The 12822-nt window shown below is 25.4% G+C and carries 11 protein-coding genes and 2 pseudogenes; 6 read left to right on the top strand and 7 right to left on the bottom strand.

Annotated elements, in window-relative coordinates:
* Positions 1 to 13: 13 nt before the first annotated feature.
* A complete protein-coding gene (locus AAHM76_RS08450; protein ID WP_425289455.1) occupies positions 14 to 97 on the bottom strand; it encodes an IS3 family transposase in 84 nt (27 codons plus the stop codon).
* Between the two features lie 12 nt (positions 98 to 109).
* Complete coding sequence (locus AAHM76_RS03170) at positions 110 to 793, bottom strand: IS3 family transposase (RefSeq protein ID WP_342256650.1); 684 nt, start codon at positions 791 to 793, stop codon at positions 110 to 112.
* A 270-nt stretch (positions 794 to 1063) separates the two neighbouring features.
* On the opposite strand from AAHM76_RS03170, the gene AAHM76_RS03175 reads away from it, so the two are divergent.
* The 4 genes and pseudogenes from AAHM76_RS03175 (at position 1064) to AAHM76_RS03190 (ending at position 5042) form a co-directional block, all read left to right on the top strand.
* Positions 1064 to 1660, top strand: a complete 597-nt coding sequence (locus tag AAHM76_RS03175; protein ID WP_342256651.1) for a YqeG family HAD IIIA-type phosphatase — start codon at positions 1064 to 1066, stop codon at positions 1658 to 1660.
* Between the two features lie 178 nt (positions 1661 to 1838).
* Positions 1839 to 2588: a GTPase gene (locus AAHM76_RS03180; RefSeq protein ID WP_342256652.1), complete on the top strand. Its 750-nt coding sequence runs from the start codon at positions 1839 to 1841 to the stop codon at positions 2586 to 2588.
* Between the two features lie 249 nt (positions 2589 to 2837).
* Positions 2838 to 3584: pseudogene (locus AAHM76_RS03185) on the top strand (HAD-IIB family hydrolase).
* Between the two features lie 153 nt (positions 3585 to 3737).
* Positions 3738 to 5042 carry a phosphatase PAP2 family protein gene (locus AAHM76_RS03190; protein ID WP_342256653.1) on the top strand — a complete coding sequence of 435 codons (1305 nt, stop codon included), beginning with the start codon at positions 3738 to 3740 and terminating at the stop codon, positions 5040 to 5042.
* 284 nt (positions 5043 to 5326) lie between these two features.
* Here the strand turns inward: AAHM76_RS03190 and AAHM76_RS03195 are convergent, their stop codons facing one another.
* A complete protein-coding gene (locus tag AAHM76_RS03195; protein WP_342256654.1) occupies positions 5327 to 5713 on the bottom strand; it encodes a hypothetical protein in 387 nt (128 codons plus the stop codon).
* Positions 5714 to 5927: 214 nt separating this feature from the next.
* Positions 5928 to 7039, bottom strand: a protein-coding gene (locus tag AAHM76_RS03200; RefSeq protein ID WP_342256655.1) for an IS3 family transposase whose coding sequence is annotated in 2 segments (ribosomal slippage) — positions 5928 to 6796 and positions 6796 to 7039 — 1113 coding nt in all. Because the reading frame shifts where the segments join, the coding sequence is not laid out codon by codon here.
* A 238-nt stretch (positions 7040 to 7277) separates the two neighbouring features.
* On the opposite strand from AAHM76_RS03200, the gene AAHM76_RS03205 reads away from it, so the two are divergent.
* Entirely contained in the window at positions 7278 to 8024 is a 747-nt protein-coding gene (locus AAHM76_RS03205; protein WP_342256656.1) for a hypothetical protein, read from the top strand.
* A 112-nt stretch (positions 8025 to 8136) separates the two neighbouring features.
* Here the strand turns inward: AAHM76_RS03205 and AAHM76_RS03210 are convergent, their stop codons facing one another.
* The 3 genes and pseudogenes from AAHM76_RS03210 to AAHM76_RS03220 form a co-directional block, all read right to left on the bottom strand.
* Positions 8137 to 8280 carry a hypothetical protein gene (locus AAHM76_RS03210; RefSeq protein ID WP_342256657.1) on the bottom strand — a complete coding sequence of 48 codons (144 nt, stop codon included), beginning with the start codon at positions 8278 to 8280 and terminating at the stop codon, positions 8137 to 8139.
* A gap of 89 nt (positions 8281 to 8369) precedes the next feature.
* Positions 8370 to 9481, bottom strand: a pseudogene (locus AAHM76_RS03215) (IS3 family transposase).
* A 710-nt stretch (positions 9482 to 10191) separates the two neighbouring features.
* Positions 10192 to 10803, bottom strand: a complete 612-nt coding sequence (locus tag AAHM76_RS03220) for a hypothetical protein (RefSeq protein ID WP_342256658.1) — start codon at positions 10801 to 10803, stop codon at positions 10192 to 10194.
* A 424-nt stretch (positions 10804 to 11227) separates the two neighbouring features.
* Here AAHM76_RS03220 and metG point away from each other — a divergent pair, with 424 nt between their 5' ends.
* Entirely contained in the window at positions 11228 to 12808 is a 1581-nt protein-coding gene (gene metG / locus AAHM76_RS03225) for a methionine--tRNA ligase (protein WP_342256659.1), read from the top strand.
* The last annotated feature ends 14 nt before the right edge of the window (positions 12809 to 12822 follow it).

Genomic DNA, 12822 nt, shown 5'->3' on the forward strand with positions numbered 1-12822 from the left:
TTTAGGACACTTTTTATATAGACATTTGTTTTCTAAAAGTAACTGGAGATAAATAATTTAAACTGCCATGAATTCGAATATTGTTATATCAATGCACAAAATCAAAAAGTTAGTATTTTAATTGTGTTAAATTTTTAAATTTTTTACCCTTAATAAATTCAGTTTTAAAAATTTTGTAAGTTGTTTCATCCACAGCATTATCATAAGGGCAGCCTTTATTGCTTAATGATCTTTTAATATTAAAAGTTATTAAAATTTCATCAATGATTTTATTTTTAAACTCATTACCACGATCAGTATGAAATAGAGTTATTTGATTTAATGGTCGTGTTATTTTATGAAAAGCTTGTTGGACCAGTTCGGCTGTTTTATTCGGCCCAACACTATAACCAATTATTTCACGATTAAACAAGTCAATTAATAAACAAATATAATGTCATTTAGCGCCAACTTGAACATATGTTAAATCACTAACAATAACTTCATTAGGTTTTTTGCTGTTAAATTGACGATTTAAAATATTATTAATTTGGTCATTATTGACTGTTGTTTTATGATTATGATATTTTAATTTGGTGTATTTATAAACCAAATTATTTTTGATCATAAAGAATCTGATTTTTCGCCGCGATAAGATGATATCTTTTCTATTTAAAATAACTTTAATTTTGCGAGCCCCATAAATTTTGCGACTTTTATTAAAGGCACTGATAATTTCTTGTTCATAATTATTAACTTGCTTGTTAATACATTTATTAGTTTGATAATAATACGTTGATTTTGATAAACCCAAAATCTTACATATTTTTCTTACTGAATATTTTGTTTTGTTGTTATTAATTATTGTTATTTTTTAGCCATTATCAGTGCGGCTTGCTTTAAAATGTCATTTTCCATTTTCAAGTCTTTAAGTTCTTTTTGTAAAGTTATTATTTCATTTTCTTCTAGTGTGCGATTGTCTTTTGCTTTAAATGAACCAGAATTATTATAATTTTTAACTCAACTATAAATAGTTGGTTTTGGTAAATTATATTCTTGCCCTAGATTAATAGGGTTTTAAATAATGGCAAAAAATATTTTTGGTAAAAAAAAGAATCGCAATTTATTACTAAATTATTTTAAACCATCAATTTATGTGAAAAATGTTAATAAAATTAATCTTGAATCATTAAAAAAACATGGGATTAAAGTTTTCATTTGTGATTTAGATAATACTTTAACCCCATTTTACCGTGGTATTCCGAATACTGATAATTTAAATTTAATTCAAAAGGTCAAGGAATTAGGAATGATTTTTGTGTTAGTATCAAATAATGCCCGAAAACTAGTAGAACGGTTTGCGCAAAAAGCAGGGATTGAACATTATTATTGAAATGCTAAAAAACCATTATTAAAATATTTTCGTGTGATTTCACGGCAATTTAATGCTAATCCCCATGAAATGATTATGGTTGGTGATCAATTAATTACGGATGTTTTATTTTCTAATCGATCTCATATGGAAAGCATTTTAGTTGTCCCAGTAACAGGTGTTAATGAATCAAACCGATTAATGCGTTTATTAGAAAATTTACTTTATAAACGGTTAGCTCAAAAAAATATTTTACATAAAGGTTTCTTTGATGAAGGAGAATATGGATTAGACTATGATATCTTATAAAAAGTGTATTGGTTGTGGGGTTATTTTACAAACCACAACCCCAAACGGCCTTGGTTATGTTGAAACATTAACGCAAGATTATTGTTATCGTTGTTTTCGGTTAACCCATTATAATTAACTAGTTCCTTATAATATAACAGCAATTGATTTTCTTGCAAAGTTACGCCAAGATTATTATTTGAATTGACATTATTTTTATGTTTTAGATGTTTATGATTTGGATGGAACACGGAATTTGGAATTAGAACAACTATTACAAAATAATAAAGTAACTTTAATTATTAATAAAATTGATTTAGTAAATAAATTAATTAATTCTAATAAAATTATTACTTATATTAGTGAACTTTTTAAAAGTTCGGTGCTTTTTTCAAAACTAGAAGATATTATTTTAGTTAGTGGATTAAAGAATTATGGTTTAGATGAATTATGACGATATATTAAACGCCAAGATAATGATCTTGTTTTTGTTGGTAGTTATAATACAGGGAAAAGTACATTATTAAATAGTTTAATTAAGTTAACTAACCAACAACAAAAAATTACTGTTTCAAATAACCTTGCAACAACATTAGATAAAATTGTTGTTAATTTGGGAACTAGACAGAAAGTTTATGATACTCCTGGCATCATTAATAAGCATAGTCTGCTTCCAAATCTTGCAGAAAATAATAAAAATATGCTTACTAAACAACTATTAAAACCAATTACATTTCAATTGAATTCAGAGCAAACAATTTTTTATGAAGGATTAGCTAGTTTTTCATATCTTACAGGTTTAAAAACAAGTTTTCATTTTTATAAAAATAACAATTTTAAATTACACCGCACCAAATTAAGTAATAAGGATTATTATTTTACCCAGCATTTGCCAACTGCTGTTGTTAGATTAAAAAATTATCAGGAATGAACTGAACGAATGATCTAAATTAAGGAACCAGGTAATTATTCGCTATTTATTGCTGGATTAGGATGAATTAGTTTTAAAGGGCAAAGTGGTCAAAAAATAATGGTTGGAACACATCAAAACATTAAAATTACACTACGAAAACAGTTTATTTAGTTTTATAATTAAAAATAGATAAGTAGAAAGGAAATAAAATATTATGAATCTTGTTAAAAATATCCTTATGTAATTACTGATTTAGATGGCACAATTGCGGGGAAAGGTTATTTAATTAATCCTGAAACATATGAAGCATTACAAACATATCAACTAGCTAGTAATTATCACTTGTTTTTAGCTTTGGGACGATTAGACTTAATGGCAAAAGAATATTTTGCAAAATTAAAAATTAAAAAACCAATTATTTCCTGTAATGGTGCGTTAATTCGTGATAGTTTAACAAATGAAATATTATATCAACAACCTTTACCACAAGCATTAGCTCTTGCGGTGTTAACAAAGGACATTGCAGCAAATGTTGATCATATTGTTTATACTGCTAATATGGTTTATGGTCATCCTGAATCTGGTCGGATTGCTTTTATGCTAAAGTATAATGCACAATTAGATAATGATAATTATCGCATTCTAATTGATACGGAAACTGATTATGTATCGTTATTAAAAAATAATGAAATTGAAGTTTTAAAAATTTTATTCCCTTTTAATTCATCAACTGAATTAGAGCAAGTACAAGCGATTTATCATCCATTTAAAGATGCGGCTGATGGCGTTTTTTCCCAAAAAGATTTATTTGATATTTAAGCATTAAATATTAATAAGGGTAATGCTTTTAAAAAATTATGTGCTTTAAAAGGGTATGATCCACAACAGTTTATTTTTTATGGGGATAATTATAATGACCTTGAACTTGATAAAATTGTTGGTTGCACTGTTGCGATGGGGAATAGTGTCTTAAAATTAAAAAAAATTGCTAATACAACAACAATGACAGTTACCGATAATGGGGTTGGTTAGTGAACATCTTTTTACCGAAGTATTATCAAAAGAACAACTAGCAGAATTTCTTCCCCAAGTTAAAAATGTTTTATTTAAAAACATTTTTTTATTTTCCAAAATAAAAATGAAAGAGGTTGGTGCTTTTTATTATGATATAATGATTTCATGAAGATGTTAAATTTTAAGAGAGACACAAAACAAAAGTTCTATGTTGACGGTTCTGCATTTATGAACAAAAATAGTAAGAACAAATTTGTTTTTAAAATATTGAAAATTATTGCCCTAACTGTTGTTATAACACTTTTTATTGTAGGAAGTATTTGAGACCGCCAAATTGCAAAGGCGATTGGTGATTTAAATGATAATGGTGTTGTCAGTTGATTAAGTTTATTTTGAGATAAACTATCTTATACAATGACCGTTCCATTTATGTTTGCAGGAGTATGGATTTTATTAGAAAGTTTAAATATTAAATATAAATTAAAATTTAAATTCTTAGCAATTATCATTATTACTGTTTATGCTTTATTTATAATTTTCTTTACCTTAATTATTAGTAGAATGATTTATCAGCAATCAACATTTTTTGCGTTTGGTGGTAAAGGAAGAGATTATTGATTTGGTCTTGATGGAACAAGCACAATCGTTGCAATGACAATTCAACTTAGTATTGAAGTTATCTTAATGGGCGGGATTGCTTGATTTTTAAGAGTTAAATTTTCAAAACGAGATGATTTATTAACTAATAATTATTGAATTGATGCATTAAAAATATTTGTAGTGTTTGCGCTTTTTGGTATTACTTTTGATCCACTTTTTAAAACTTTCTTTGGACGGCCATATTGAGCCCATGTTGATTATCAATATGTTATTGACCATTTACCAGATAGTTGAACAAACAAACCAACTAATATTGTTAATGCCGAATATTTAAATTGGTGACAAATTCAAGGTTTTAAAGCTGAATACTGAGATTTCTTATTAGCGAAAGCAGGTGAAGGAACACATCACTGAAGTGATAAGGCGTTTCCATCTGGTCACATGAATTCATCATCAATGCCTGTTTATGGTTTTTTGTTATATTTCATGAATGAAAAACGTAAACAAAAGATTACTTGCTGAAAATGATTAATATTTGGATTTTTTATTGCAAATATTGCAATGATGGCATTTATGCAAATTCTTTCAAGAACACATTACTTAACAGATTTAATGTTTAGTTTAATAGTTTTATTAATATTCTTTCAATGGGTTGCTTATGCAACTGACCATGTCATTTATAAAGTTTTATCATTAATTTGAAACAAACAAAACAAACGCTATACGATGGTTGAATTAAATAATGGTCAGAAAACAACTTTATTGTTTGATATTGATGGCGTTTTATGAATTGTAGCGAAAGTTAGAACTTCAAAAATTAATAAATCTAAAAAATATAAATATTGACATCGTGACAATATTATTTACAAAAAATAAGAACTGGATGTGTGATATAGTCTAAAAATTAAAAAAATATAGATATAATCTAGATTATTAAGGCAACTTATAGTAAACAATGGATAATTTTTCAAATTATCTATCGTATGATTGTTCTTCAGTTTTTTCTTTTGTTTTTTCATGTAATTAATTCATAACATCCATAAAGTTTTTAAAAACTTCTTTTAATTTTGTAGAAAACTCTTGATGAAATAAAAAAAATCATCAATATGATAACTTTAAAAGAAAATTATATAAACTTTTAATATTGTTATTTAACTTTTTTATACGTTAAAATATAATACCGATGATTGTTGGTTTGGCGTTAAACATTTATGCTGGTATTTTCATTTTCAGAGATTTAAATAATTTTGAATGTTCGTGAAACCTAAGCCATGATAATGAATTAAGGATTCTTTAAGATTTGATTGTAATTTACTAATTTTATTTAACTTCCGATAACTAGCATCAGGATTTGTACTAGTTTTAGTTTCTAATAAAATATAATTTGTTTGTTTTGCTACTAATAAATATAATGGTTGCATGTCAGAAATAATAATTGAATTTTCTTTGATTAATTGTTTATTAATATTTTCAATAATTCACTGTTTTTGTAATTGTTTTGTGTTGGTTGATTTAACATAAATATTATTATTGCTATCAACAGCCATTTTAATACAATATTTAGTATTGGTTGAAAATGAATCAAGATGAATTTTTCTTTTATCAAATTTATCTTTAAAATTACCTTTGTGGATTTCTTTAATAAATGTTTCAACGATTTGAATTTGGCCATTTTGGATAGGCTACAATTATTAGGGCCATAATTATATAGACTTCAAAATTAGATAAAATTTGGAATAGCAACACTTTTTAGGACACTTTTTATATAGACATTTGTTTTCTAAAAGTAACTGGAGATAAATAATTTAAACTGCCATGAATTCGAATATTGTTATATCAATGCACAAAATCAAAAAGTTCGTATTTTAATTGTGTTAAATTTTTAAATTTTTTACCCTTAATAAATTCAGTTTTAAAAGTTTTGTAAGTTGTTTCAGCCACAGCATTATCATAAGGGCAGCCTTTATTGCTTAATGATCTTTTAATATTAAAAGTTATTAAAATTTCATCAATGATTTTATTTTTAAACTCATTACCACGATCAGTATGAAATAGAGTTATTTGATTTAATGGTCGTGTTATTTTATGAAAAGATTGTTGGACCAGTTCGGCTGTTTTATTCGGCCCAGCACTATAACCAATTATTTCACGATTAAACAAGTCAATTAATAAACAAATATAATGTCATTTAGCACCAACTTGAACATATGTTAAATCACTAACAATAACTTCATTAGGTTTTTTGCTGTTAAATTGACGATTTAAAATATTATTAATTTGGTCATTATTGACTGTTGTTTTATGATTATGATATTTTAATTTGGTGTATTTAGAAACCAAATTATTTTTGATCATAAAGAATCTGATTTTTCGCCGCGATAAGATGATATCTTTTCTGTTTAAAATAACTTTAATTTTGCAAGCCCCATAAATTTTGCGACTTTTATTAAAGACACTGATAATTTCTTGTTCATAATTATTAACTTGCTTGTTAATACATTTATTAGTTTGATAATAATACGTTGATTTTGATAAACCCAAAATCTTACATATTTTTCTTACTGAATATTTTGTTTTGTTGTTATTAATTATTGTTATTTTTTGGCCATTATCAGTGCGGCTTGCTTTAAAATGTCATTTTCCATTTTCAAGTCTTTAAGTTCTTTTCGTAAAGTTATTATTTCATTTTCTTCTAGTGTGCGATTGTCTTTTGCTTTAAATGAACCAGAATTATTATAATTTTTAACTCAACTATAAATAGTTGGTTTTGGTAAATTATATTCTTGCCATAGATTAATAACACTTTTACCATTTTTATATAGCATGACAATTTGTTTTTTAAATTCTTCAGAGTATGAAGTTTTATTTCCCATTTTTATATTCCTTCTTTCTTAATAATTTTATCTAATTTTGAAGTCTATATAATTATGGTCCTAATAATTGTAGCCTATCCATAGAATAATAAAATTAATATGTTAAATAAATAATTTATTAAATATCCAACCTGGTCGCTAAATCACTTCCCTAATACCTATTTTTCTCCTTAGTTTTATGATATAATCAAGAAGAAAATGTGTCAATGAAATAGGCCACCTAGGAGAAACAAACCATATGAAAAAAGATATGATTATTTTATCAGTTGAAGACTTCTTAGCATTAGAACCTGATGAAAATATTCGTGAAGTACGACATGATGCAGAATATCAGTTTGATTATGAAAGTTGAAAAACAATTCTTTATTCGTCAGGAAAGTTAAAATTTATTCTTCGTTATGTTCAAGCAATCTTTCAATGAATGAAAGAAGTAACTGATTTAACTGGCTTAACAATTAGTATTAGTGCCATTATTGTTGATAAATTTAATTTATCATTATTTAAAAATCAACAACATTTATTTAATTGTAGTTTATCAACTAATTTTTATTTAATTCCTGAAATAGAATGAGCAGAAAAAATTACAGAAGCACATGCTTCCAATTATGATTTGGTTAAAAATCAATTAATGTATGATCCATTAGAAATGGAACATTGAAAAGAGGAAGAAGGATTTGGCAAATTTATTAATATGCTATTAATTATTATTCGTAATGGGGAAAAACTTGATCCATTAATGTTACCAATCCAGTGAATAATTGAATTTAAAGATAAAAAATTAACGATGTCACGAATTAGAATGCAAATTCAAGCGTTACAAAATCGGACAGCACCAGATAAAGAATTTATCATTGATTCGCGGAAAAAAAATAATAATGTTGAAGACGAAATTGAATTAGAAAAACTGCCATCATTAGAACCAGTTAATAAGAATGATAGTGATGATATTGCATCATGAAATAAATATTATAAAGAAGATGTTTAATACTTTATTAATGTAAAAAAGGGTTAAGGATGGAATGTAGAGTGCACCCATTTTAGTAAGTACTAATAAAAAGTATTTACTATTTTTTAATTATATCTTTTTCTTTACGATTTTAATATCATGTATTTAATTTTATAACATCTTGTATATATTCTTCATGTGAATTATATATTTTATTATGGATTGTAGCTTTCTTAAGTAATGAATGAAAACTTTCTATAACAATATTATCTGCACAGTGGTATTTTTTCCCCATTGAAATTATAATACCGTTAGATAAACATTTATCGTGATAAATAGTGGATGTATATTGATATGGAATGGCAACACTTTTTATGACACTTTTTATATAGACATTTGTTTTCTAAAAGTAACTGGAGATAAATAATTTAAACTGCCATGAATTCGAATATTGTTATATCAATGCACAAAATCAAAAAGTTCGTATTTTAATTGTGTTAAATTTTTAAATTTTTTACCCTTAATAAATTCAGTTTTAAAAGTTTTGTAAGTTGTTTCAGCCACAGCATTATCATAAGGGCAGCCTTTATTGCTTAATGATCTTTTAATATTAAAAGTTATTAAAATTTCATCAATGATTTTATTTTTAAACTAATTACCACGATCAGTATGAAATAGAGTTATTTGATTTAATGGTCGTGTTATTTTATGAAAAGCTTGTTGGACCAGTTCGGCTGTTTTATTCGACCCAGCACTATAACCAATTATTTCACGATTAAACAAGTCAATTAATAAACAAATATAATGTCATTTAGCGCCAACTTGAACATATGTTAAATCACTAACAATAACTTCATTAGGTTTTTTGTTGTTAAATTGACGATTTAAAATATTATTAATTTGGTCATTATTGACTGTTGTTTTATGATTATGATATTTTAATTTGGTGTATTTAGAAACCAAATTATTTTTGATCATAAAGAATCTGATTTTTCGCCGCGATAAGATGATATCTTTTCTGTTTAAAATAACTTTAATTTTGCGAGCCCCATAAATTTTGCGACTTTTATTAAAGGCACTGATAATTTCTTGTTCATAATTATTAACTTGCTTGTTAATACATTTATTAGTTTGATAATAATACGTTGATTTTGATAAACCCAAAATCTTACATATTTTTCTTACTGAATATTTTGTTTTGTTGTTATTAATTATTGTTATTTTTTGACCATTATCAGTGCGGCTTGCTTTAAAATGTCATTTTCCATTTTCAAGTCTTTAAGTTCTTTTCGTAAAGTTATTATTTCATTTTCTTATAGTGTGCGATTGTCTTTTGCTTTAAATGAACCAGAATTATTATAATTTTTAACTCAAATATAAATAGTTGGTTTTGGTAAATTATATTCTTGCCCTAGATTAATAACACTTTTACCATTTTTATATAGCATGACAATTTGTTTTTTAAATTCTTCAGAGTATGAAGTTTTATTTCCCATTTTTATATTCCTTCTTTCTTAATAATTTTATCTAATTTTGAAGTATATATAATTATGGTCCTAATAATTGTAGCCTATCCAATATTCGAATTCATGGCAGTTTAAATTATTTATCTCCAGTTACTTTTAGAAAACAAATGTCTATATAAAAAGTGTCCTAAAAAGTGTTGCCATTCCATTTATCTAATTTTGAAGTCTATATAATTACGGTCCTAATAATTGTAGCCTATCCATTAATTACGCTTCATCCATCCATAGACAACTTTATATAAAGAAAATAACCTTTTGGAACTCCAACCATCTTGTTTTTTTAGTGTCCGATATTGTTTTTTCGGTTTAACATCACTCTTTTTATAAAAACAAGCAAAAAACAAGCGCTCTGACATTTCACAAGTGATTAATCTTGTCGAGAATTAAAGAAATAAATAGGATAGTAAATCCAATCGCTTTCACACTTTCTTTAAGGCTTCGTGCCATAGATGAGTTATCCATCTTTAAGCATCAAAATATTAAGTTTTAGATTGCATTATTCATCAGATAGTACCTTTATTAAAAATGATATTATTAGTTGTTAAACCGAAAAAAATATAATAAATCACAGAAAGGAAATTATAAATATTAACTAATTTTTAGGGAAAATAGGTTAATTTTTAATTTTAAAGATACTATCTGATGAATAATGCAAATAAAAAAATCGCTATGATAAGCGATTACTTTAATTTATATTTAATTACTTTATTTATATTTTTGTAAAACCTCAACTTTTTTCTTACTACCATTTCATTTGTATGGAAATCTTTAACTATAGATAAATAATAGGTTTTATTATTTGTTAATAAATATGTTATATCTGTTCCTAATTTTTGATTAATACTTGTTGTTGTAAAATCTTGATTCATTAAATTTTCATGACGATTACTACCAGATTTAAGCTTATAATTAAATCTTTTTACTCTAACAATTGATTTTAAATTCATATTTTTCATATATCTATAAACAATTTGTGGCTTTAAGTTTAACTTATATATCTGATTAACTAAGAGTGTCAACATATTGTAACCATAAATTTTCTTAAAATTTAATAATAGCGTTTTTATAATTGTCGCAATTTGACTATCTCATTTGTTAAAAGATTTCATACCATGATTAACTCATTTATAATATCCTGCTCTTGAAATATTTAAAATTTTACATAAATATTTAATCTTGTATTTTTTCTTCAAGTACCAAACCGTCTGAAATTTCTTCTTTTTCGATTTGGTTAAGAACTTTTTTACATCTTCAACAATTTTAATGTATTGAATTAATTCTTCTTTTGTCATTGCATTAAAATCAATATTTTTTGGTCGACCTGATCTACGAATTCCTTTAGATTCTTCCCCATTTCCTGGTTCTAAAGCAGCATCTCCTTTAATCGCAAGTTATCTTTTTCATCTAATTAATGTTGGATCTGCAATGTTAAATTTTTTAAAAGTTTTTGACTACCCATATTCTCGATAATATTTTAGAATATTTAATTTTTCTTTTTTTGTAAATCATTTTCCGCCCATAATAAAAACACCTTTCAATAAAATTATGACACAATCCTATTTTTTATGTGTCTATTTTATTTTGGGTGTTAAAAATAACTATTTTATTTTAGTAATTTTCAAAGGCCTTAATTGTCTTTAAAAAACCCTTATTTTATTGGAAAAAATGCGATATAATTTATATTGTTAAAATATATAACAATGAGAGGGATATATTATGAGTCAAAACAAGAAATTATTTTATGTTACAACCCCAATTTATTATCCAAGTGCGCAATTACATATTGGACATGCGTATACTACTACATTAGCTGATATTATTAATCGTTATAAAAAAATGGCTGGTTATGAAACTTTCTTTTTAACAGGCAGCGATGAACATGGTGAAAAAATTGAAAAGAAAGTAAAAGCAGCAGGGGTAACACCATATCAATTTACAACAATGATTGTTGATAATTTTAAATTATTATGAAATAAATTAGGAATTGAATATTCAAAGTTTATTCGTACTACTGATAAAGAACATGAAGTTGGAGTCCAAAAAATTTTTAGTAAATTATATAATAATGGGGATATTTGTTTAGGAGAGTATGAAGGTTTATATTGTGTTAGTTGTGAAGAATTCTTAATTGAAGCACAAATTAATAAAGTAACAAACCAGTGCTTAGTTTGTGGTAATAAGACACAAAAAGTAAAGGAAGAAACATATTTCTTCAAAGTCTCAAAATATAGTCAATTTTTAATTAATTATTATAATAATCATCCTGGTTTTATTGAACCAGAAGCAAGAAAAAATGAAATGTTAAATAATTTTATTTTACCCGGCTTAACTGATTTATCTGTTACTAGAACAACTTTTTCCTGAGGAATTAAAACCTTAGAAAATGATAAACACATTATTTATGTTTGAATTGATGCATTATCAAATTATTTAACAGCATTAGGTTATTTATCAAATGATGAAACATTGTTTAATAAATTTTGAAATAATGGGGATGTTGAGATTTTGCAACTATTAGGAAAAGAAATTGCTCGTTTTCACACGATTTATTGGCCAAGTATGCTAGAAAGTTTAGGGTTACGTCAGCCTAATAAACTTTTATCGCATGGTTGAATTTTATTTAAAGATACTAAAATGAGTAAATCAATTGGAAATGTTGTTGATCCATTATATTTAATTGATAAATATGGTCGAGATACATTACGTTTTTACTTAGGATATGAAATTCCAACTGAAAATGATGGTAAATTTTCTTATGAAATGTTTTTAGAATCATATAATGCTCATTTAGTTAATAATATAGGGAACTTGGTATCGCGAGTAAGTAATATGATTAGTAAATATTTTAATGGTCAGTTAGTAAAACAACAACAATTGGATAATGTGCTAATTGAAAGTTGCATCCAAGCGGTGCATAATTATCAGCACGCAATGGATGCTTATCAAATTTCAGAAGGACTAAACATTATTTTAGAATTATGTAATAAGGCGAATAAATATATTGAAGAAAATAAACCTTGGGAATTAGAAAAAAACGAAAAGATGGAGCAATTATATGAAACTTTAGCAATTTTAGCTTATACTATTATTGTTAGTGCTTTTTTATTGCAGCCAGTTTTAGTTGATAATGCTCAGAAAATTGCCGATTATTTTAATGTTAATTTAACTGATTTAACATTTGAAACAATTTTAACGCAAGAAATCATATATAATAAAAAGATAGAGAAAAAAGAAAACTTATTTAATCGTGTTAATGTAGAACAAGAATTAAAACAAATTGAAGCAGAATTAAATTAATAAAACTAGTAAAG

It is taken from the genome of Spiroplasma endosymbiont of Poecilobothrus nobilitatus, assembly GCF_964030655.1.
Classification (GTDB): Bacteria; Bacillota_I; Bacilli_A; order Mycoplasmatales; family Mycoplasmataceae; genus Spiroplasma.